Raw genomic sequence first — 21,615 nt, 5'->3', positions numbered from 1 at the left:
CCCCTTCGTCGGAACGCCGCCCGGAGCAAGCCCGCTCCCACAGGGATCACATTGAACCTGTGGGAGCGGGCTTGCTCGCGAAGGGGTCGACGCAGTTTTGACTACTTCACCACTGCCCGCACCACCGACAACTCCGGCGCCGACGTCCGCCGCTGGCTCAGATACCGCGTACAACTCACCCGCAAGAACGAAGCGAAATTGACCACCTCGCCGCGATAGTCCATCACCTCTTCATACAGCTTGGCGATCAACTGATTGGTGGTCATGCCATCGACTTCGGCGATTTCGCTGAGGATGTCCCAGAACTGATTCTCCAGCCGCAGGGTGGTGACCACCCCGCAGATGCGCAGCGAGCGGGAGCGCGATTCGTAGAGTATCGGGTCGGCTTTGACGTACAGCTCGCACATGGACCTATCCCTCGTTACAGCGTGATTTTGGTACCCAGCAGCCCCAGGAAACCGGCCAGCCAGTTCGGGTGCGCAGGCCAGGCCGGCGCCGTGGCCAGATTGCCCTGGACATGGCCGTCCGTCACCGCAATATCGATATACGTACCGCCCGCCAGTCGCACTTCCGGAGCGCAGGCCGGATAAGCGCTGCATTCGCGACCTTCGAGAACACCCGCGGCCGCCAGCAACTGCGCACCATGGCACACGGCAGCGATCGGCTTGCCGGCCTTGTCGAATGCGCGCACCAGCTCCAGGACTTTTTCATTCAGGCGCAGGTACTCCGGCGCACGGCCGCCCGGAATCAGCACCGCGTCATAATCGGCGGCGTTGACCTTGGCGAAATCGAAGTTCAGAGCAAACAGGTGGCCGGGTTTTTCGCTGTAGGTCTGGTCGCCTTCGAAGTCATGGATCGCCGTGCGCACGGTCTGGCCGGCGGCTTTGTCCGGGCAAACGGCGTGCACCGTGTGGCCGACCATCAGCAACGCCTGGAACGGCACCATCACTTCATAGTCTTCGACGTAATCACCAACCAGCATCAGAATTTTTTTCGCAGCCATGGGGAGGACTCCTCTGGAAGTGGGCTTGCAGGAGTATTCAAGGTAGTCCTTATCCGGTGGGTCGGGTAACAACCGGCTACTACCTGATGGACCGCGTTATCGTTCTTCGCGAGCAAGCCCGCTCCCACAGGGGAATGCATTCCAATGTGGGAGCGGCGGTGCGACGATTCGACTTGCTCGCGAAGAGGCCCGCAAACTGTACGGATAACTCAGCGCCTAGCTGTAACAGCGGGAAACCCACGGTTTATGGCTATATGAAGCCCCACCCCATTTCCCAATATTCTGGTTGCCATCATGTCCTCGCGCGAAAACACCGGCATGGCCCTGGGCCTGCTCGGCGTTGTGATCTTCAGCCTCACCCTGCCCTTCACGCGGATCGTCGTGCAGGAACTGCACCCGCTGCTCAACGGCCTGGGCCGGGCACTGTTTGCGGCGGTTCCGGCGGCGTTGCTGTTGCTGTGGCACCGAGAAAAATGGCCGACCTGGAAACAGGTCAAAGGCCTGACGCTGGTGATGGCCGGGGTGATCCTCGGTTTCCCGGTATTGTCGGCCTGGGCCATGCAAACCTTGCCGGCGTCCCACGGTGCGCTGGTCAACGGTTTGCAGCCGCTGTGCGTGGCGCTGTACGCCGCGTGGTTGTCCCATGAGCGGCCTTCGAAAGCCTTCTGGGCCTGCGCCGCATTGGGCAGTGCGTTGGTGCTCGGTTATGCACTGATCAGCGGTGCCGGCAGCATTCAGGCCGGTGACTTGCTGATGCTCGGCGCCATTGCAGTGGGCGGATTGGGTTACGCCGAGGGAGGCCGGCTGGCCAGGGAGATGGGTGGCTGGCAGGTGATCTGCTGGGCGCTGGTGCTGTCGACGCCGCTGCTGATCGGCCCGGTGGTGTATCTGGCACTGCAGCATCAGGGCGAAATTTCCGCCAAGACCTGGTGGGCCTTCGGTTACGTCTCGCTGTTTTCGCAGTTCATCGGCTTCTTCGCCTGGTACGCCGGGCTGGCCATGGGCGGCATTGCCCGGGTCAGTCAGATCCAGTTGCTGCAGATCTTTTTCACCATCGCCTTCTCGGCGCTGTTCTTCGGTGAACATGTGGAGCCGATTACCTGGCTGTTTGCTGGCGGGGTGATCGTAACGGTGATGCTGGGCCGCAAGACCGCAATCAGACCCCATGTGGGAGCGGCGGTGCGGCGATCCGACTTGCTCGCGAATGCGGCTCCACATTCAACACCAATATCGATTGACCCAACACCTTCGCGAGCAAGCCCGCTCCCACAGGATCAGAGGTAACCGTCAGCGCGCAGCAAGGTTTCCAGACAGTGCTCGCTGATCTGATAGAAATCCTTCAGCTCCTGGATTTTCGCCAGCAACTGGGCCGGGTCCACCGGCTCGGCGCGTTTGACCGCCAGGATCATCTTGTTCTTGTTGGTGTGGTCCAGTGAGATGAACTCGAACACCTTGGTCTCGTAACCACAAGCCTCAAGGAACAATGCGCGCAAACTGTCGGTGACCATCTCGGCCTGCTGGCCCAGGTGCAAGCCGTATTGCAGCATCGGCTTGAGCAGCGCCGGGCTCTGGATTTGCAGGCGGATCTGTTTGTGGCAGCACGGCGAGCACATGATGATCGAGGCGCCGGAACGGATGCCGGTGTGGATCGCATAGTCAGTGGCGATATCGCAGGCATGCAGGGCGATCATCACGTCCAGCTCGCTCGGCGCCACGCTGCGCACGTCACCGCACTTGAACACCAGGCCGGGGTGTTCAAGCTTGGCAGCCGCGGTGTTGCACAGGGTGACCATGTCTTCACGCAGTTCGACACCGGTCACTTCGCCTTCGGCCTTCAAGGTGTTGCGCAGGTAATCGTGGATGGCGAAGGTCAGGTAGCCCTTGCCCGAACCGAAGTCCGCCACACGCACCGGTTTGTCCAGCGCCAGGGGTGACGACGTCAGCGCATGGCTGAACACTTCGATGAACTTGTTGATCTGCTTCCACTTGCGCGACATCGCCGGGATCAGTTCATGCTGCTTGTTGGTCACACCCAGGTCGGCGAGAAACGGACGGCTCAGGTCAAGAAAACGGTTTTTCTCACGGTTGTGCTCGGGCGATGGCACTTCGCGCAATTGCTGAGGTTGGCTCTTGAACAGCGATGACTTGCCTTTTTTGCTGTATTCGAGCTGGGCTTCGTCGGTCAGCGACAACAAATGCGCATTTTTGAACGACGCAGGCAACAGCTCGGCAATGCTCGCCACGCCGTCGGCCAGCGGCAGGTTCTTGGTGATATCGCGGGTCTTGTAGCGGTAGACAAAAGACAGGCAAGGCTGCGCCTTGACCGTCACCGGCTTGATGATGATCCGCTGCAGGTCCGTTTCATCGCCCACGTACTTGGCCAGCACCAGTTTGATGAACGCATTGTGCTCGAGGCTGGTTTGCAGCAGGTCGATGAACTGAGCGTGATGATCCGGCGCGAGGCTGGCGGGAGTGGCGGTGACGGACATGGAAAAACGGCCTCAGGCGATGCAAATCGGAGAATGCCGGTATTTTAAGGGGGACGAGGACTTTGGGCACGGGGTTATTTTGCGGCAGGTCCCAGTCATGCAGCCCAGGACCTCAATACAAGCGTTGAAACCTCAGGGTTCCACCAGGCGAAGCCTGCGGTTATTCGGTGAGTTAATGATGTGTTTGACGATCAGCCCCACTGGCACTGCCCAGGTCAGGCCATTGGCAGGATCAGTCACCACGGCGACCGTTTCGGAACTGGCATCGATGTCCAGGCGCCGCCGGTCGTTGCACGACTTGAGTACGCCATAGGCACGGCTGACCAGCCTTTCCGCCAGGTGCATCGGTACATCCATATTCTGCAGATGCTTCACCGCTCGACAAAACAGGATCTGATCATCGATCCCCCCTTCACTTTCATGACGCCCCAGAAACGCCTGGGCTATCGCCAATAGCTCCTCATTCAGACCTGCATTTTCATCGGTAATCTTCATGCTCACGTCTCCTGCGGCACTTCTGTCGTGGCAGGACTGACTGCAACGGGCCGGGCGGCACGACGCAAATCGGGCCCGGCGCAAGGCAGGCGCACGGCCGGATTGGGCATGCCACTGGGCGAAAGTTCATGGGTCATTTCAAATTCGGCACGAACGGACCAACCGCAAGCTTCAGACGTGCATTGCAGATACGCCACCCGCAGGAAAATATGCCGGCCTTCGCTGGTGCGGATGCGCATCCTGCTCAAGCAGTGCGGGCACACCATTTTATAAGTACTCATGCTTGATTCCCGACGGTCATTGGGTGGCAATCAACCTGATCAAACGCAATACTGCTTGAGACGTTCATCGTGGCGCTCCGGACTTGCGAACAGTGTCTGCCAGACATAAGGAAGTGCATCGGGCAGATGCGAAATGGGTTCGAGCCATGCTCGTAGGAAATCACCCTGATACCATTAAGAAGTTTCGACATCGTATTCTTCTGACTCATCTTTGATGATTGATTACTTATTATGAAAAAAAGTACTCATTACGCATAAATTAGGCACTCAAAAAGCATATGTCAAAAGGAAGAGGCTCAAATTGCGTAGCAAAAAATCACAAGCTGTTTTGGCTCGACTAAAGCAGGTTACTGGCACAAAAACCGATGCTTCTTTATCTTCCGCGCTACAGATCAGCCCGCAGACACTTAGTAGCTGGAGAGGCCGCGATAGCACGCCATACTCATTATGCGTAGAAATCGCACAAGCGCGGGGAATCTCCCTTGACTGGTTGCTGCTGGGTGAAGGGCCGGTCCTGAGACAAACAGTTACTGATTCTTCGGAGCCTGATCAGGCAAGCACAACACGGGAAGACACCATTCTCGCGCTCTGGCGGTTGCTCGACGAAGATGATCGCTGCGCCATACAAAACGCACTCGAGGAAAAGCAAAGACTGCGTGATATGGAACTCAGACTTTCCGAAATGGCCTCTATTCTTGCAACACTTAAATCCTCGACTGAAACTTGATGACATATGTCATCAGAAGTTTCATTGCCTCAAGACGTGCCACGGGCAACAGGTATAACTGCGCTGATAACACGCCAGCCTGTACCCACACCAGGGCAAGCCTTTGACGAACCATCATTTCCGCCCTCTCAGGTGTCGAATGATTTCGCCGATACCGGCGCTATCGATCCATTGCATGAGCTTGATGCTGATAGGAATAACGACCAGTGCGCAAAGAAAGGCTGTCACGCCTCCTGTCAGGAAAGGCGCCAGCGGATGTGCGACAGGTGTAAAGAGGTAACCGACACCCGCAGACAGCAACCAGGAACCAATGCGCTGCCAGGCCTTGAAGTCAGTGCGAGTGGTCGTGACCAGCCACGCTCCGAGCATTGCACCGAACAGTGCCTCGCCATCAACGACTGGCAGCGTTGCAATCCCCATTCCCAACATGAGCCCACTGATACCGTTGTAGGTCGAATCAGTCAGGCTCATGCACACCTCGCGCAACGACCGAGTCCACGATGATCGCTCCCGACTCGATGGCCTTGAGCAAGGCGGAACTGCGCGAACTGACAGCGAACTTTCGGCGAATATTGGCGAAGTGAAAATTGACGGTAGATTCCGCGCAGTTCTCGATCCTGGCGATTTCCCAGGAAGTCTTGCCCTTGAAACACCACATCAGGATTTGAGTTTCTTTCGCCGTCAGCTTCGCCGTTGGCGTACTTCCCTCTCTGTCAGGAACTACCCGTGCCAAAGAGTCATTCGATTGTTGGGTTGTCATAAGAATCCCTCTTCGCGGGAACACCCGTCGCTGGGCGTCCACTGTTAGAGAGAAATTCTGATGGCAAGGCCGAACCCGGACAATTAACGGGAGTTGTAGCGACGGGCGCTACACAACGCCACAACAAGACTTAGCCGAGCACCACCAAGCGGTTCGGCAACTCATTGCGCACATGGGTTACCGGCACATGCACCTTGAGCAGCTCGCCACAGGCTTCGACGCAGCTGACAAACCCTTGCAGCGTCTGCCCCTGCTTCACCTGCTGGGTAAAAGTGGCGACGATCGCGTCCCAGTTCTTGTTGTCCAGGCGACTGGAAATCCCTTCATCCACCAGGATCTCCACATAACGCTCGGCTTCGGAAACGAAAATCAGCACGCCGGTGCTGCCCTCGGTGTGGTGCAGGTTCTGCTCCAGAAACTGCCGGCGCGCCAGGTTCGAGGCACGCCAGTGGCGCACCGAGCGCGGGATCAGATGGGTGGTGACTTTCGGCAGGCGGAACACCAGGCACAGCACGATGAAGATGGCCCATTGCACCAGCAGCAGGCTGTGCAGGGTCAGCCAACCGGTGAAGTAATGCACGATGCCCGGTACCAGCAGCGCCAGCAGACTGGCCCACAGCAGCGGGATGTACGCATAGTCGTCGGCGCGGGCCGCGAGCACGGTCACCAGTTCTGCGTCGGTCTCGCGCTCGACCCGGGCAATGGCCTCGGCCACTTTGCGTTGTTCGTGTTCAGTCAGTAATGCCATGTCGTGAAGTGCCTGCTCGTTTTTATTATCACCAGCCGCCGGACGAACCGCCCCCGCCGAAACTGCCCCCGCCGCCGCTGAAGCCTCCCCCTCCACCGCCGCCGCCAAACCCACCACCGCCAAAGCCGCCCCCGGATCCACCGGAGCCGCCCCGGCCGACGGGAAGGATACCGAGCATCTGGGACACAAAAACAGTCAGGATGAACAACATCACCAAAAACACCAACAAACCGGGATGTCGCGCGATGAAATCGTCCCCCGGATCACCTCTGGACTCATACGCCGTGGAGGGTTCGTCCAAGGGATTGCCGCCCAGCACCACCAGCATTGCTGCCACGCCGTCACTGATACCTTTACTGAAATTGCCGGTCTTGAACGCCGGGGTGATGACCTGGTTGATGATCACCGAACTCTGGGCATCGGTCAGGCGATCCTCCAGGCCGTAACCGACTTCGATACGCAACCGGCGCTCGTCCCGGGCGATGATCAGCAAGGCGCCGTTGTTCTTGTCCTTCTGCCCGATACCCCAGTGGCGGCCGAGTTGGTAACCGAAGTCGGCGATGTCGGTGCCTTGCAAATCAGGCAAAGTCACGACCACAAGCTGCTCGCCGGTGGCTTGCTCATGGGCCTGAAGTTGTTGGGTGAGCTGCTGGCGCACCGATGGCTCGATCATCTGCGCATTGTCGACCACCCGCCCGGTCAGCGCCGGGAAGCTCAGCTCGGCCCTGGCCGTGATCGCCACCACCCACAACAACAGCAACAGGCCTGTTTTCAGGACGCGCATTGGCAACCTCTTGCGTGGTGACGCCGATGACCGCTGTTCAGAATTTGACCTCGGGGGCCTTTTCCGAACCCGGCGCGGCTTCGAAGGTCTCGCGCACCGGCAGGTCGCTGTACATCACGGTGTGCCACAGGCGACCGGGGAACGTGCGGATCTCGGTGTTGTATTTCTGCACCGCGAGGATGAAATCACGCCGGGCCACGCTGATCCGGTTCTCGGTGCCTTCCAGTTGCGACTGCAAGGCGAGGAAGTTCTGGTTGGCCTTCAGGTCCGGATACCGCTCGGAGACCACCATCAAACGGCTCAAGGCGCCGCTGAGCTGGTCCTGGGCCTGTTGGTACTGCTTGAGTTTTTCCGGGTTATCGAGGGTCGAGGCATCCACCTGGATCGAGGTGGCCTTGGCCCGGGCTTCGATGACGGCGGTCAGGGTTTCCTTCTCGTGGGCCGCATAGCCCTTGACGGTTTCCACCAGGTTGGGAATCAGGTCGGCGCGCCGCTGATACTGGTTCTGCACCTGACCCCAGGCGGCCTTGGCCTGCTCATCGAGCGTCGGGATGTTGTTGATGCCGCAGGCGGTCAGCAACGTAGCCAGCACCAGCAGCGTGGCGACCTGCAGGCGCGAACGGTAGGTTGGACTTACATTCATCAGGCTGACGCTCCCTTGTACATTTCATGAAAAAACCGACCGTGAATCCTACTGAGCCGGCTCTTGGGGCATAATCGCCCGCGCCTCTGGATTGCAACGGGCCGATGGGCTAAAAAGAGGCCCTGCGCGAAAACGCATCCGCCATCTGGCTGTGGTTTTTTGGCTCTGGTCTTTTGAGCCGGCACCCGAACAACAATAGACGCTCCCTAAATTTTGGCTGGCCGGCGTGTACATCGCCGTTTGGGCCCTTGAGAAAACTATTCATGAAGAAGCTGTGTTTGCTGGGCCTGTTCGTCAGCCTGGCCAGTCATAACGTATTGGCCGCCACGACGCCCGCACCTCTGGAGAACAAGGAAGCCTTCGTCAGCAACCTGATGAAGCAAATGACCCTCGATGAAAAAATCGGCCAGCTGCGCTTGATCAGCATCGGCCCGGAAATGCCGCGCGAAATGATCCGCAAGGAAATCGCGGCCGGCAACATCGGCGGTACGTTCAACTCGATCACCCGCCCGGAAAACCGGCCGATGCAGGACGCGGCCATGCGCAGCCGCCTGAAGATCCCGATGTTCTTCGCCTACGACGTGATCCACGGCCACCGCACCATTTTCCCGATCCCGCTGGCCCTGGCCTCGAGCTGGGACATGGACGCCATTGGCCTGTCCGGGCGCATCGCCGCCAAGGAAGCAGCGGCTGACAGCCTCGACATCACCTTCGCGCCGATGGTCGACATCTCCCGCGACCCGCGCTGGGGCCGCACCTCCGAAGGCTTCGGCGAAGACACCTACCTGGTATCGCGCATTGCCGGCGTGATGGTCAAGGCGTTCCAGGGCACGGGGGCCAACGCCGCGGACAGCATCATGGCCAGCGTCAAGCACTTCGCCCTGTACGGCGCGGTCGAGGGCGGCCGCGACTACAACGTGGTCGACATGAGCCCGATCAAGATGTACCAGGACTACCTGCCACCGTATCGCGCCGCCATCGATGCCGGCGCTGGTGGGGTCATGGTCGCGCTGAACTCGATCAACGGCGTGCCGGCCACGGCCAACACCTGGCTGATGAACGACCTGCTGCGCAAGGAATGGGGCTTCAAGGGCCTGGCGGTCAGCGACCACGGGGCGATTTTCGAGCTGATCAAGCACGGTGTTGCCGCCGACGGTCGCGAAGCGGCGAAGCTGGCGATCAAGGCCGGCATCCACATGAGCATGAACGACACCCTGTACGGCAAAGAGCTGCCAGTGCTGCTTAAGTCCGGCGAGATCCAGCAGAGCGATATCGACAACGCCGTGCGTGCGGTGCTCGGCGCCAAGTACGACATGGGCCTGTTCAAGGACCCGTACCTGCGCATCGGCAAGGCCGAGGATGATCCGGTCGACACCTACGCCGACAGCCGCCTGCACCGTGCCGAGGCCCGTGATGTGGCGCGTCGCAGCATGGTGCTGCTGAAAAACCGCAACGAAACCCTGCCACTGAAGAAAACCGCGAAAATCGCCCTGGTCGGGCCGCTGGCCAAGGCGCCAATCGACATGATGGGCAGCTGGGCCGCCGCCGGTAAGCCGGCGCAATCGGTGACCCTGTTCAACGGCATGACCAACGCCCTGGGCGACAAGTCGACACTGATTTATGCCCGTGGCGCCAACATCACCAGCGACAAGAACATCCTCGGCTACCTGAACTTCCTCAACTTCGACGCCCCGGAAGTGGTGGATGACCCGCGCCCGGCGAACGTGCTGATCGACGAAGCAGTGAAAGCAGCCAAGGATGCTGATGTCGTCGTTGCCGCCATCGGCGAGTCCCGTGGCATGTCCCACGAATCGTCGAGCCGCACCGACCTGAACATCCCGGAAAACCAGCGCGAGCTGATCCGTGCCCTGAAGGCCACCGGCAAACCGCTGGTACTGGTGTTGATGAACGGCCGTCCACTGACGATCCTCGAAGAGAAAGAACAGGCCGACGCGATCCTGGAAACCTGGTTCACCGGCACCGAGGGCGGCAACGCCATCGCCGACGTGTTGTTCGGCGACTACAACCCGTCGGGCAAACTGCCGATCAGCATCCCGCGCTCGGTGGGCCAGATTCCGACCTACTACAACCACCTGACCATCGGCCGGCCGTTCACCCCGGGTAAGCCGGGCAACTACACCTCGCAGTATTTCGATGACACCACCGGTCCCCTGTACCCGTTCGGCTATGGCCTGAGCTACACCGAGTTCAGCCTGAGCGACATGGCCCTGTCGTCGACCACACTGAACAAGACCGGCAAGCTCGACGCCAGCGTCACAGTGAAAAACACCGGCAAGCGCGACGGCGAAACCGTGGTGCAGTTGTACATCCAGGACGTGGCCGGCTCGATGATCCGCCCGATCAAGGAACTGAAGAACTTCCAGAAAGTAATGGTCAAGGCTGGCGAGCAGAAAGTCGTGCACTTCACCATCACTGAGGACGACTTGAAGTTCTACAACACCCAGCTCAAGTACGCGGCGGAGCCGGGCAAGTTCAACGTGCAGATCGGCCTGGATTCAGAGGACGTGACGCAGCAGAGTTTTGAGCTGCTCTAAGCCTTAAAGCTGCATGAAGTACCTGTGGGAGCGGGCTTGCTCGCGAAAGCGATCTGTCAGTCGACATCATCATTGACTGACAGATCGCTTTCGCGAGCAAGCCCGCTCCCACATTTGGTTTTTGGTGTTCAGAAAATCGGGATCAACCCCGTCGATCCAGCAGATTCACCACCAGCCGATCCACCCATCCCCACACCCGCTGTTTGACCCGCCGCCACAGTGGCCGACGCTTCCATTCTTCCAGGCTGACTTGCTCACTCAACCCGAAGTCCCGTTCGAAACTCGCGGCTACCGCTCGGGTCAATCCGGGGTCCAGCGCTTCCAGATTGGCTTCCAGGTTGAAGCGCAGGTTCCAGTGATCGAAGTTGCACGAGCCGATGCTCACCCAGTCATCGATCAGGACCATTTTCAGGTGCAGGAAACACGGCTGGTATTCGTAAATCGTCACCCCGGCCCTGAGCAGTCGCGGGTAGTAGCGATGGCCGGCATAGCGCACGGATGGGTGATCGGTACGGGGGCCGGTCAGCAGCAACCGCACATCGACGCCCCGGGCAGCCGCCCGGCGCAGGGAGCGACGGACTTTCCAGGTCGGCAAAAAGTACGGCGTGGCCAGCCAGATCCGTCGCTGACCGCTGTTCAGGGCTCGCACCAGCGACTGCAGAATGTCCCGGTGTTGACGGGCGTCGGCATACGCTACCCGGCCCATGCCCTCGCCTATCGACGGCACCCGTGGCAGGCGCGGCAAACCGAAATGCGAGGCCGATCGCCAGGCACGTCGATGGCGGTTGGCAATCCACTGACGATCGAACAGCAGTTGCCAGTCGAGCACCAGTGGGCCGGTGATTTCCACCATCACTTCGTGCCATTCGCTGACGTCTTCGCCCGGTGTCCAGAATTCATCAGTGACACCGGTGCCGCCGACCACGGCCAGGCTCTGGTCCACCAGCAACAGCTTGCGGTGATCGCGGTAGAAGTTGCCGACCCAGCGCCGCCAACTCAGCCGGTTGTAGAAACGCAGTTCCACCCCGGCAGCCATCAGCCGCTGGCGCAAGGTCAGGGTAAAAGCGAGGCTGCCGTAATCATCGAACAGGCAGCGTACCCGCACACCGCGCTCGGCGGCCTGCACCAAGGCCTGGACCATGGCTTCGGCGCAGGCGCCCGCCTCCACCAGGTACAGCTCCAGTTCGACCTGTTCCTCAGCCCGGGCAATCGCCACCAGCATGCGCGGGAAAAACTGCGGACCATCGACCAGCAGTTCGAAGTGGTTGCCTTCACGCCATGGAAAAATCGCTCCGGCCATGTCAGCGCGCCGTGAAAATCAGCACCGCACTCACCGGTACTGAAAGACTGATGGCCGACAGACCGGCCAGTTTGCGCAACGAATCCAGGCCGGGAGCCAAATCGAAATCTTCGGCGTTGATCACCAGCGGTTCGAGGGTCACCACCTGAAAGCGCCGGTCATCGAGACGGGTCGCCAGCAGTTCGGCGTGGTACTCGTGTTGCTTGCCGTGCAGGTCGACAGTCAGCGGCAGGCGCAACTCCAGCTGTGCGCCGGGAGCGAGGTCGTTGATCGGGCGCAGATCGATTTTCGTGGTGATCAAGGCATCGGGAAACCGGTCGATCTGGAACAGTTCCTTGCGCATGCGCTCATCGCGCAACGGGATGCCGCTGTTGATCGACTCCAGTTCGACTTCGACCTGCGCCAGCCCTTCGGGGTCGACCTTGCCGTGCAGCACCAGAAAGCGCTGCACTTCAGAGACATTGGCATTCTTGGTGCTGACGAATGACAGGCGTGAGGATTCGCCATCCAGGTACCAATCGGCACGGGCCGACAACGCGGCGCCGGCCAGCAGCAGGAACGTGAGGGTTTGGAAGGTGGAGCGCTTGAACATAGAGACTCGTAGGGCAGATAAACCTGTGCTGAACCTTAACTGGCCTTCAGCGCATTGCAAGCCGTCTATTACTCCAAACCTGCCTTTGTGGCGAGGGGGCTTGCCCCCGTTCGACTGCGAAGCAGACGCAAAGCCAGCCTCCCCGGTGTATCGGACTTACTTGGTTGCAGCTTTCAGCACTGCTTCGCAGCGCAACGGGGGCAAGCCCCCTCGCCACAAAAGCTCACCTCTACCCAAAGAACATCACCCGATCAAGGCTGCAAGCGACAGCCCTGGCGCTCGCCGATCCATACGGCGCTGTTGCTGCGGCCCATGCCGCTGACCGTGACGCGCTTGCCGGCCGGGTCATCGGTAAAGCCGCTGACGGGCAGCCACTGTTTCACATAACCGTGGCAGTACTCGGCGTCGTTGTTCATCACGTAGCGGCACGAACAGTATTCCTTGGCGGTGTAGGCGCTGATGATGTCGGGGAACGCCAACAGCGCCACCCGCTCGTGCCAGATCCAGCCGAGCAAGGCGATCAGCAGGATCAGCAACAGGGAACTGACTGGTCGACGGCGAATGAAACTGCTCATGGCTGCACCTTCCCGGCAAAGGCCTTGAGCGCAAACTGGAGCAACTCGTTGTGCCGGTAACTGCCGTCGCGGTCATCGCCATAGCGGACAATCACCAACTGTTCACTGGGGATCACGTACATCGCCTGGCCCCAATGGCCCAACGCGGCGAAGGTATCGGTGGGGGCATCGGGCCAGGGTCGTGCGGCGCCCTCTACGGCTCGATTGAGCCACCACTGACCGCCGGGGACGGCATCGTCTTGATCGGCGTGATAGTGAGCGAACGGCTCGCGGTTGAACGCCACCCAGTCCTTGGGCAGCAGTTGCTGGTCTGCCCAGCGACCCTCGCGGGCCATCAACAGACCGACCCGGGCCAGATCCCGTGCGGTGAGGTAGGCATAGGACGAAGCGACGAAAGTGCCCGTGGCATCGGTTTCCCAAACGGCATGGCGAATGCCCAGCGGCTCGAACAGCGCAGTCCACGGATAGTCGGGATAACGACTGGGGCCGACGATGGTTTTCAATGCGGCGGACAGCAGGTTGCTGTCACCGCTGGAGTAGCGAAATGCCTGGCCGGGCGCTGCGTACTCCGCATGGGCCGCGGTGAACGCGGCCATGTCGTGGTGACCGCGGGTGTAGAGCATGGCCACCACCGAAGACTTCAGCGGCGCGTATTCATAGTCCTCTTGCCAATCCAGGCCCGAGGCCCAGTGCAGCAGGTCGGCCATGGTCATGTCGGGGTATTTTTGCAGGGGCGGATAAAACTTCGCCACAGGGTCGCCGAGTTTGAACAGCCCTTCGCCGTAGGCCACACCGAGGACCGTAGCCATCAGGCTCTTGCTGATCGACCAGGTCAGGTGCGGCGTCTCGGCCGTCGTGCGGCCGGCGTAGCGTTCGTAGATCAACTGGCCGTCGCGGATCACCAACAAGGCATCGGTGCGGATGCCCTGACGAGTAGTGTCATCGCGGGATGGAAAGGCGTAGGCCTCCAAGGCTTGAAGCGCCGGGCCAGCGGGCGTCGGGGCGGTCGGCCATTGCTCGGCGGGCCAGTTTTCGGCCCGGGCCGTGAGACTGAGCAACAGCAGAAAAATCAGGGACAAGCCTTTGGGCATGGCGGGGGCTCGGAGATTGAACCTGCTGAGCCTAGTCGAGGTTGATGACAGTTCAGAAATTTGTGCTGCCATTCAGTCCGTCTTCGCGGGCAAGCCCGCTCCCACAGGGATCTCGCTCACACCGAAGATCCAATGTGGGAGCGGGCTTGCTCGCGAAGAGGCCAGTCAGGGCAGTGAAGATTCCGCCAATGCCTTGGCCAACCTCTTCCCCCGAGCCCCCGCCGCCAACTCCATCACCGCCTGATCCCGCTGCCACATCGTCGCCCACTCTGGAGGCCCTCCAGCCAGCGCCTCACACACCTCAGCCTTGAGCCCATCGAACTGGGCAAACAACCCGCCAAGCAACACATGCCCGGCCGGATGGGTCGGTGGCTGGCGGCTGGTTTCCGCGCACCCCGCCAATACCCCCAGCAACCGCAATTGCAAGCCTTGCGGCCAATCGCATTCCTGGCCGACGCCATACAACCACGCCGTCATGGCGCTCAGTAAATAGATGTCTTCCAGCGTGCGGAACGGTTTGACGTACGCATCCCAACCATCCCCCGCCAGCAATTCGCACAGCGCGTTATCCAGAAACAAACGGCCATGGCTGATGTCCGGCATCAACGGGATCGGCGCCAGTTTTTCCACCCGCACACCCGGCTCATCGCGATAGATCACCGCCAGGCTCAAGCGTGGATCGGCGCCGGGCTCCTCGCTGCGCGCCGCCACCAGCAGCCAGTCGGCGGCATGACCGGCGGTGACGAAATCCTTGCGTCCGCTCAGGCGCAAACCGCTCAGTCGGGTTTGCATGTCGGCCGGGCGCAGGCTGCGCTGTTCGGTGGCGCACAGCGCGCCCAGGCTCAGTGGCGCGCTCGGCCAGAGCATGCGCAAGGCCGCCTGATACCCCACCAGGAACGCCAGCCCCGGCGTCGCCATCAACCGCCCGCCAAGCACCGCCAATTCAAACGGCGCGACCGTGCCCAACTGCTGCAACAAAGTCGCGAAACCTTCGGCCAGATCCGGGTTGGCGGGCAAGCGATCACGGCGGTTCAACAGGGTTTGCCAGGGCATAAGAGGCTCCTCGAAGGCTGTCATATAAGCATCACCAAAGCTTAATGGCGATGACACCGGGGCTACATAGCCTGACTTTGCACAACACGGCTAGGGGGCGTTCTCAATTAGTTTCCCTACCGCGCCGGGTCTGCTGTTGTGCAGGGCAAGGCGCGAGAAGCGCAGTTTGGTTATTCCAAATCAGCTTCGAGCAACACAGCCCTGCACAACAGCAGGCCCGGCCCTTCGGGTTGTGCCTTAAAGCTGGCCATGCTGCGTTGCAGGCCTTGGAAAGGGAACAACCATTCCCAGCGGCCTACGCCTTGCCTGGCCAGCTTTAAGGCAACAACGCGGTGGGGAAACTAATTGAGAACGCCCCCTCGACAAAGAAAGTCGATTCGCTGTAGCCCAAAGACGGGTGAGCAGCCCGCACGGAGATTCGTCATGACTCAGATCGCCCGCATCAGCGACACCGGCAACGAACGCCGCCTGCAAGCCGAACGCCTGGTGGGTGCCGAGGCTTTGCAGGAAGCCCAGGCCTTGCGCTTCAACGTGTTCAGCGGCGAATTCAACGCCAGGCTCAAGGGTGCTGAACTGGGTCTGGACATGGACGACTACGACGTTCACTGCGCCCACATCGGCGTGCGTGACTTGAATACCGGGCGTCTGGTGGCGACCACCCGCTTGCTCGACCACACGGCGGCCAGCAGCCTGGGCAAATTCTACAGCGAAGAAGAATTCAGCCTCCACGGCCTGGTGCACCTGCAAGGCCCGATCCTGGAAATCGGTCGCACCTGCGTCGACCCGGCCTACCGCAACGGCGGCACCATTGCCGTGCTCTGGGGCGAACTGGCCGAAGTCCTGAACCAGGGCGGCTACAGCTACCTGATGGGGTGCGCGAGCATTCCGATGCAGGATGGCGGCGTGCAGGCCCACGCGATCATGCAGCGTCTGCGCGAACGCTACCTGTGCACCGAACATCTGCGCGCCGAGCCGAAAAACCCTCTGCCAAGCCTGGACATCCCGTCGAACGTGATTGCCGAAATGCCACCGCTGCTCAAGGCCTACATGCGCCTGGGCGCGAAGATCTGCGGCGAGCCATGCTGGGACGAAGACTTCCAGGTCGCCGACGTGTTCATCCTGCTCAAGCGCGACGAACTCTGCCCGCGCTACGCCAAACACTTCAAGGCGGCTGTGTAATGAGCCGGTTGCGGGTGTACGCGCGAATCGCGCGAGTGCTGGTGGTGGTGACGCTGGGCCTGGGCATGGCCAGTGTGTTCGGGGTGTTCGAGCGCCTGGGCATGGCCCATTCGATGGCGCGTCGTCAGCGCTGGTCGCGGTTTTTCATGGCCCGCCTGAGCAACGCCCTGCCCTTCGATGTGACCGTGCACGGCGAGCTGCCGAAGACGCCGATGCTCTGGGTCAGCAACCACGTGTCCTGGACCGACATCCCGCTGCTGGGCATGCTCACGCCGCTGTCGTTTCTGTCCAAGGCCGAAGTGCGCACCTGGCCGGTGGCCGGCTGGTTGGCGGCCAAGGCCGGCAGCCTGTTTATCCGCCGTGGCTCGGGTGACAGCCAGTTGATCCGCAAGCAGATGACCCGTCACCTGGAACAGGCACACCCCCTGTTGATGTTCCCGGAAGGCACCACCACCGATGGCCGTTCGCTGCGTACTTTCCATGGCCGCCTGCTGTCCGCCGCCATCGATTCCGAAGTGGCAATGCAGCCGGTGGCGATTCGTTATGTGCGTGACGGCGAGCCTTGCGCGCTGGCGCCGTTCATTGGCGACGATGACTTGCTGTCGCATCTGATGCGGTTGTTTGCCAATGACCGTGGCGGCGTGGAGATTCACCTGCTCAAGCCGATCGCTTGCGAAGGTCGGGAACGTGCGGCACTGGCTTTCGAAGCGCAGCAGGCGGTGCAGAAGGCATTGTTTGGTGAAATTGTCGAACCGCAACGAGCACCGATGCGCCCCGCCATTGCGGCTTGATTCAATCTCCGATTCACCGAAGTACCCTGTGGGAGCGGGCTTGCTCGCGAAGGCGGTGTGTCAGTCGATATCAATGTCGCCTGACACACCGCCTTCGCGAGCAAGCCCGCTCCCACATGGGTATTATGTCGTTGGGTAGTTCCGGGCAAAATCCTGTAGCTGCGGATAGAACAACCTGAAGTCCTCGCTCAACGGTTCATACAACCGCCGCAACTCTTGCATCGCCGCCGCCAGCTCTTCCGGCCGGGTCAGGCGTCGCGAGATCCCGCGCAACACCTGCTCCAGCACTTCGAACTCCTGATACGACCCCAACCAGTCATTGGCCACCATGTACGGCGCAATCTTCGCCAGCCGCTCCGGCAGTTGTCGTTCGCTGGACAGCACGCGGTACACGTCCGAGGTGAACAACGCCAGGGGCCGGTCCGCATACAGCGTCCAGTCCCGGGCCAGGCAATGGTCGAAAAACACGTCGAGCACGATCCCCGCGTAGCGACGCCGGGTCAGGGAAAAACGTGACAGCGCGACATCCACCAGCGGATGGCGATCGGTGAACACGTCGATGCTGCGGTGCAACTGGATAGCCCCTTCGATTTCCGGAGCGAACTGCCCTTGCAGCCGTCCCTTGACGAAATCGCCATACAGACTGCCGAGCAACTGGCCGGGACGCTGGCCACCGAGGTGAAGATGTGCGAGATAGTTCATGGGCGCAGCTTAGCACTGCCCTCTTGTCTTGTTACACTCAACATATCGTTATAACTCGATATACCGAAATGCGAGTTGGTCAGAGCCAAATCATATTTGTATATCGCGAAATACCGATTTAAAGTTCGCCTCATCGCGATATAGCGTTTTAAACATCACGAGCCCACATCATGACCATCAATCTCGACGAAATAATAAAAGCCCTGGCACACCCAGTACGGCGAGAAATCCTGCACTGGCTCAAGGACCCGACCGTCGAATTTCCCGACCAGTCGCATAGTAACGAGCACGGCGTTTGCGCCGGGCAGATCGATCAACGTTGCGGCCTGTCGCAGTCCACGGTGTCCGCACACCTGGCGACCCTGCAACGCGCCGGCCTGATCAGCAGCCGCAAAGTCGGCCAGTGGCACTTCTTCAAACGCAATGAGGAAACCATCCAGGAATTCCTCCGCATCTTCAGCAATGAGCTCTGACCCTTAACGTCAGCCAGCCAAAAGGAATTAAACAATGCCCCTCTCGCTACTCATCCTGGCCTTGAGCGCCTTCGCCATCGGCACCACCGAGTTCGTCATCATGGGCCTGCTGCCCAACGTGGCGGCTGACCTCGGTGTATCGATTCCCGGTGCCGGCTGGCTGGTGACCGGTTACGCCCTGGGCGTGGCCATCGGTGCGCCGTTCATGGCGCTGGCCACCGCCAAACTGCCGCGCAAGGCAGCCCTGGTGGCGTTGATGGGCATCTTCATTGTCGGCAACCTGCTCTGCGCAGTGGCCGGTGACTACAACGTGCTGATGTTCGCCCGTGTGGTCACCGCCCTGTGCCATGGCGCCTTCTTCGGTATCGGTTCAGTGGTTGCCGCCGGCCTGGTGCCTGCGAACAAGCGCGCTTCGGCCGTGGCCCTGATGTTCACCGGCCTGACCCTGGCCAACGTCCTCGGCGTACCGCTGGGCACCGCCCTCGGTCAGGAAGCCGGCTGGCGTTCGACTTTCTGGGCCGTGACCGTGATCGGTGTGATCGCACTGATCGGTCTGATCCGCTTCCTGCCGGCCAAGCGTGATGAAGAAAAACTCGACATGCGCGCCGAACTGGCCGCACTCAAGGGCGGCGGCATCTGGCTGTCCCTGAGCATGACCGCACTGTTCGCCGCCTCGGTGTTCACCCTGTTCACCTACGTCGCGCCACTGCTGGGCGAAGTCACCGGCGTTTCGCCCCGTGGCGTGACCTGGACCCTGATGCTCATCGGCCTGGGCCTGACGGTCGGCAACATCATTGGCGGCAAGCTGGCCGACAAAGGCATGGCTGCGACGCTGATCGGCGTGTTCATCACCATGGCCGTGGTGTCCACCGTGCTGACCTGGACCAGCGTCGCGCTGATCCCGACCGAAATCACCCTGTTCCTCTGGGCCACCGCGTGCTTCGCCGCCGTACCGGCGCTGCAAGTGAATGTGGTGACCTTCGGCAAGGCCGCACCGAACCTGGTGTCGACCCTGAACATCGGCGCTTTCAACATCGGCAACGCCTTGGGTGCCTGGGTCGGCGGCAGCGTGATTGCCCACGGCTTCGGCCTGACCAGCGTGCCGCTCGCGGCAGCCGTACTGGCGGTACTCGCCCTGCTGGTGACCCTGATTACTTTCCGTCAGAGCGGCAATCCCGATCTGGCCCCAGCTACTTCTAACTGATCTCCAAAAGAGAGCCACTAAATGACGACTATTTTCGATCCGATCAAACTGGGCGACCTCGAGTTGGCCAACCGCATCATCATGGCGCCGCTGACCCGCTGCCGCGCCGACGAAGGTCGCGTGCCCAACGCGCTGATGGCCGAGTACTACGTGCAACGTGCCTCCGCCGGGCTGATCCTCAGCGAAGCCACTTCGGTGACGCCGATGGGCGTCGGCTACCCGGACACCCCGGGCATCTGGTCCAACGATCAGGTACGTGGCTGGTCCAACGTGACCAAGGCTATCCATGGCGCGGGCGGCAAGATCTTCCTGCAACTGTGGCATGTGGGTCGCATTTCCCACGGTTTGTACCTGAACGATGAAGCCCCGGTCGCCCCGAGCGCCATCCAGCCCAAGGGTCACGTCAGCCTGGTGCGTCCGCTGGCCGACTTCCCGGTACCGCGCGCCCTGGAAACCGCTGAAATCGCCGACATCGTCGACGCTTACCGCGTCGGTGCCGAAAATGCCAAGGCCGCCGGCTTCGACGGTGTGGAAATCCACGCCGCCAACGGTTACCTGCTCGACCAGTTCCTGCAAAGCAGCACCAACCAGCGCACCGACAACTACGGCGGCTCCCTGGAAAACCGTGCCCGCCTGCTGCTGGAAGTGACCGATGCCGCCATCGAAACCTGGGGGGCCGGCCGTGTGGGCGTGCACCTGTCGCCACGCGCCGACTTGCATGACATGGGTGACGACAACCTGGCCGAAACCTTCACCTACGTTGCTAGCGAACTGGGCAAGCGTGGCATTGCCTTCATCTGCTCGCGGGAGAAAGAAGGTGCCGACAGCCTCGGCCCACAACTCAAGGAAGCCTTCGGCGGCCCCTACATTGCCAACGAACGTTTCACCAAGGACAGCGCCAACGCGTTGCTCGCCAGTGGCAAGGCCGATGCAGTCGCCTTCGGCGTACCTTTCATTGCCAACCCTGACCTGCCGGCACGCTTGCAGGCTGACGCGCCGTTGAACGACGCGCGTCCGGAACTGTTCTATGCCAAGGGCCCGGTCGGTTACATCGACTACCCGACGCTGTAATCAGCAACCGTGGAAACGCAAAAGCCCCGACTCGAAAGAGCCGGGGCTTTTTAATATGTGACGGTTTGAGACTATCCCCTGTGGGAGCGAGCTTGCTCGCGATGGCGGTGTAACCATCAACGAAGACGTCGACTGACACACCGCTATCGCGAGCAAGCTCGCTCCCACAGGGGCCGCGATTATCGGCAGGTGCTCACAGACTCGACACAAATTCCCTACAAATTACTGAGCTTGCTACCTGTCAACCTGCCGAGTGTACGTATATAAAAGCACCCCATTGTCGAAGGACGCGTGAAGAACTGTTCATCTTCGGCTTCAACGGTTGACACACAAGACGCCGATTACGCATTTTGTTTCATTTGCGCAGGCTGGGGCTGAAGCGCAACAGATCCAGCCCGGTATCGACCCAACGCTCGGCTTCGGCGTGCAATTCAAAACTGTCAGGGGTCAGCAACCACTGGTACAGGATGCCATCAATATAAGCATGCAAGCTGATGGCGGCGCGGGCGGTGTCGAGGTTTTCCGGCAACTGACCACGATTCACGGCATTACTCAGGGCCAGGCCGATCCGCACATTGCATTCGAGGCTGGCTGACACCCGTTGTTGGCGCAGGTCGCACATTTCATCGGTGAATTCGCACTTATGAAAAAGAATCTCGTTAATGCGTCGGGTTTTCGGGTCCAGCGCAATTTGATGAAACAAATGAATCAACAGTTTGCGCATGCAGCCCAGGGGATCGAGTTCGTCTTCGCTCTCACTGGCCTTGGCCATTTCTTCCAGCGGCTCATGCAGGGTGTCGAGCATGGCCTGCACCAGATCCGCCTTGTTGCTGAAATGCCAGTAAATGGCCCCTCGAGTGACGCCGGCCAGGGTCGCGATGTCCGCCAGGGTCGTGCGCGCCACGCCTCGCTCGAAAAAGGCCTTTTCGGCCGCCACGAGAATTTGCGCGCGGGTTTCCTGAGCTTCCTCTTTGGTACGACGGACCATGGCAGTACAACCTCAATCAGGGTGCTTCAGCGATGCCTGAACATCAGCTGAATAAAAGTGGGGCGAACGTTCTGGGGGTTCGTCCCCGGCCTACAATTCCAACCTTTCAAC

At 60.6% G+C, this 21,615-nt stretch carries 25 protein-coding genes; 8 read left to right on the top strand and 17 right to left on the bottom strand.

Going from position 1 to position 21,615, the window contains the following annotated elements:
• Window positions 1–101: 101 nt before the first annotated feature.
• Together AC3IT6_RS06405 and AC3IT6_RS06400 are read right to left on the bottom strand one after the other, a co-directional pair.
• On the bottom strand, window positions 102–407 hold the full coding sequence (locus AC3IT6_RS06405; protein ID WP_008051823.1) for a ribbon-helix-helix domain-containing protein: 306 nt from the start codon (window positions 405–407) through the stop codon (window positions 102–104).
• Between the two features lie 14 nt (window positions 408–421).
• Window positions 422–1,003, bottom strand: a complete 582-nt coding sequence (locus AC3IT6_RS06400) for a DJ-1/PfpI family protein (protein WP_223446078.1) — start codon at window positions 1,001–1,003, stop codon at window positions 422–424.
• Between the two features lie 294 nt (window positions 1,004–1,297).
• Here AC3IT6_RS06400 and AC3IT6_RS06395 point away from each other — a divergent pair, with 294 nt between their 5' ends.
• A complete protein-coding gene (locus AC3IT6_RS06395; RefSeq protein ID WP_489354643.1) occupies window positions 1,298–2,287 on the top strand; it encodes a DMT family transporter in 990 nt (329 codons plus the stop codon).
• On the opposite strand, the gene AC3IT6_RS06390 is transcribed toward AC3IT6_RS06395, so the two are convergent.
• The 3 genes from AC3IT6_RS06390 to AC3IT6_RS06380 form a co-directional block, all read right to left on the bottom strand.
• On the bottom strand, window positions 2,278–3,492 hold the full coding sequence (locus AC3IT6_RS06390) for a class I SAM-dependent methyltransferase (RefSeq protein WP_489354642.1): 1,215 nt from the start codon (window positions 3,490–3,492) through the stop codon (window positions 2,278–2,280). The genes AC3IT6_RS06395 and AC3IT6_RS06390 overlap by 10 nt on opposite strands.
• A gap of 132 nt (window positions 3,493–3,624) precedes the next feature.
• The gene (locus AC3IT6_RS06385) at window positions 3,625–3,987 is read right to left on the bottom strand and encodes a hypothetical protein (RefSeq protein WP_150727574.1); all 363 of its coding nucleotides are present in this window, start codon (window positions 3,985–3,987) and stop codon (window positions 3,625–3,627) included.
• Between the two features lie 2 nt (window positions 3,988–3,989).
• Entirely contained in the window at window positions 3,990–4,268 is a 279-nt protein-coding gene (locus AC3IT6_RS06380; protein ID WP_150727575.1) for an Ogr/Delta-like zinc finger protein, read from the bottom strand.
• 301 nt (window positions 4,269–4,569) lie between these two features.
• Here AC3IT6_RS06380 and AC3IT6_RS06375 point away from each other — a divergent pair, with 301 nt between their 5' ends.
• Window positions 4,570–4,995: a helix-turn-helix domain-containing protein gene (locus AC3IT6_RS06375; protein ID WP_489354641.1), complete on the top strand. Its 426-nt coding sequence runs from the start codon at window positions 4,570–4,572 to the stop codon at window positions 4,993–4,995.
• 114 nt (window positions 4,996–5,109) lie between these two features.
• Here the strand turns inward: AC3IT6_RS06375 and AC3IT6_RS06370 are convergent, their stop codons facing one another.
• The 5 genes from AC3IT6_RS06370 to AC3IT6_RS06350 form a co-directional block, all read right to left on the bottom strand.
• Window positions 5,110–5,466: a putative holin gene (locus tag AC3IT6_RS06370; protein WP_150727576.1), complete on the bottom strand. Its 357-nt coding sequence runs from the start codon at window positions 5,464–5,466 to the stop codon at window positions 5,110–5,112.
• Window positions 5,453–5,755, bottom strand: a complete 303-nt coding sequence (locus AC3IT6_RS06365; protein WP_489354640.1) for a helix-turn-helix transcriptional regulator — start codon at window positions 5,753–5,755, stop codon at window positions 5,453–5,455. Before AC3IT6_RS06365 ends, AC3IT6_RS06370 begins: the two co-directional genes overlap by 14 nt.
• 130 nt (window positions 5,756–5,885) lie before the next feature.
• The gene (locus AC3IT6_RS06360) at window positions 5,886–6,503 is read right to left on the bottom strand and encodes a TPM domain-containing protein (protein WP_150727578.1); all 618 of its coding nucleotides are present in this window, start codon (window positions 6,501–6,503) and stop codon (window positions 5,886–5,888) included.
• A 28-nt stretch (window positions 6,504–6,531) separates the two neighbouring features.
• The gene (locus tag AC3IT6_RS06355) at window positions 6,532–7,287 is read right to left on the bottom strand and encodes a TPM domain-containing protein (protein WP_489354639.1); all 756 of its coding nucleotides are present in this window, start codon (window positions 7,285–7,287) and stop codon (window positions 6,532–6,534) included.
• 37 nt (window positions 7,288–7,324) lie between these two features.
• Entirely contained in the window at window positions 7,325–7,930 is a 606-nt protein-coding gene (locus AC3IT6_RS06350) for a LemA family protein (RefSeq protein WP_489354638.1), read from the bottom strand.
• A gap of 263 nt (window positions 7,931–8,193) precedes the next feature.
• Here AC3IT6_RS06350 and bglX point away from each other — a divergent pair, with 263 nt between their 5' ends.
• Window positions 8,194–10,485, top strand: coding sequence for a beta-glucosidase BglX (bglX, locus tag AC3IT6_RS06345; RefSeq protein ID WP_489354637.1), 2,292 nt, complete (start codon window positions 8,194–8,196; stop codon window positions 10,483–10,485).
• Window positions 10,486–10,627: 142 nt separating this feature from the next.
• Here the strand turns inward: bglX and AC3IT6_RS06340 are convergent, their stop codons facing one another.
• The 5 genes from AC3IT6_RS06340 to AC3IT6_RS06320 all read right to left on the bottom strand — a co-directional run bounded on the left by AC3IT6_RS06340 (window position 10,628) and on the right by AC3IT6_RS06320 (window position 15,096).
• The gene (locus tag AC3IT6_RS06340; RefSeq protein WP_150757351.1) at window positions 10,628–11,785 is read right to left on the bottom strand and encodes a phospholipase D-like domain-containing protein; all 1,158 of its coding nucleotides are present in this window, start codon (window positions 11,783–11,785) and stop codon (window positions 10,628–10,630) included.
• A gap of 1 nt (window position 11,786) precedes the next feature.
• The gene (locus AC3IT6_RS06335; RefSeq protein WP_150727583.1) at window positions 11,787–12,377 is read right to left on the bottom strand and encodes a YceI family protein; all 591 of its coding nucleotides are present in this window, start codon (window positions 12,375–12,377) and stop codon (window positions 11,787–11,789) included.
• Window positions 12,378–12,628: 251 nt separating this feature from the next.
• Window positions 12,629–12,952 carry an amidase gene (locus tag AC3IT6_RS06330; protein WP_489354636.1) on the bottom strand — a complete coding sequence of 108 codons (324 nt, stop codon included), beginning with the start codon at window positions 12,950–12,952 and terminating at the stop codon, window positions 12,629–12,631.
• The gene (locus tag AC3IT6_RS06325) at window positions 12,949–14,043 is read right to left on the bottom strand and encodes a serine hydrolase domain-containing protein (protein ID WP_489354635.1); all 1,095 of its coding nucleotides are present in this window, start codon (window positions 14,041–14,043) and stop codon (window positions 12,949–12,951) included. The genes AC3IT6_RS06330 and AC3IT6_RS06325 overlap by 4 nt, the downstream gene beginning before the upstream one ends.
• Before the next feature lie 165 nt (window positions 14,044–14,208).
• Window positions 14,209–15,096: an acyl-CoA dehydrogenase family protein gene (locus tag AC3IT6_RS06320; RefSeq protein WP_489354634.1), complete on the bottom strand. Its 888-nt coding sequence runs from the start codon at window positions 15,094–15,096 to the stop codon at window positions 14,209–14,211.
• A 423-nt stretch (window positions 15,097–15,519) separates the two neighbouring features.
• Here AC3IT6_RS06320 and olsB point away from each other — a divergent pair, with 423 nt between their 5' ends.
• Window positions 15,520–16,275 (top strand): L-ornithine N(alpha)-acyltransferase, encoded by a 756-nt coding sequence (gene olsB / locus AC3IT6_RS06315; RefSeq protein ID WP_057400777.1) that lies wholly within the window; start codon window positions 15,520–15,522, stop codon window positions 16,273–16,275.
• Entirely contained in the window at window positions 16,275–17,066 is a 792-nt protein-coding gene (locus AC3IT6_RS06310; protein WP_489354633.1) for a lysophospholipid acyltransferase family protein, read from the top strand. Before olsB ends, AC3IT6_RS06310 begins: the two co-directional genes overlap by 1 nt.
• A 123-nt stretch (window positions 17,067–17,189) precedes the next feature.
• Here the strand turns inward: AC3IT6_RS06310 and AC3IT6_RS06305 are convergent, their stop codons facing one another.
• Window positions 17,190–17,768 (bottom strand): acyl carrier protein phosphodiesterase, encoded by a 579-nt coding sequence (locus AC3IT6_RS06305; protein ID WP_489354632.1) that lies wholly within the window; start codon window positions 17,766–17,768, stop codon window positions 17,190–17,192.
• 170 nt (window positions 17,769–17,938) lie between these two features.
• Between AC3IT6_RS06305 and AC3IT6_RS06300 the strand changes: the two genes are divergently transcribed.
• From AC3IT6_RS06300 to AC3IT6_RS06290, 3 genes are read left to right on the top strand one after another with little or no spacing between them, the layout of a single operon-like run.
• Complete coding sequence (locus AC3IT6_RS06300) at window positions 17,939–18,241, top strand: ArsR/SmtB family transcription factor (RefSeq protein WP_150717722.1); 303 nt, start codon at window positions 17,939–17,941, stop codon at window positions 18,239–18,241.
• Window positions 18,242–18,275: 34 nt separating this feature from the next.
• Entirely contained in the window at window positions 18,276–19,445 is a 1,170-nt protein-coding gene (locus tag AC3IT6_RS06295) for an MFS transporter (protein WP_223459332.1), read from the top strand.
• Window positions 19,446–19,466: 21 nt separating this feature from the next.
• Entirely contained in the window at window positions 19,467–20,516 is a 1,050-nt protein-coding gene (locus AC3IT6_RS06290) for an alkene reductase (RefSeq protein WP_489354631.1), read from the top strand.
• Between the two features lie 355 nt (window positions 20,517–20,871).
• Here the strand turns inward: AC3IT6_RS06290 and emhR are convergent, their stop codons facing one another.
• Complete coding sequence (emhR, locus tag AC3IT6_RS06285; protein ID WP_150727591.1) at window positions 20,872–21,504, bottom strand: efflux system transcriptional repressor EmhR; 633 nt, start codon at window positions 21,502–21,504, stop codon at window positions 20,872–20,874.
• Window positions 21,505–21,615 lie beyond the last annotated feature (111 nt).

The sequence above is a fragment of the Pseudomonas sp. KH_017 genome, assembly GCF_057840285.1.
The sequence above is the reverse complement of the archived record's forward strand: the minus strand, read 5'-3'. Positions and strand labels throughout refer to the sequence as shown.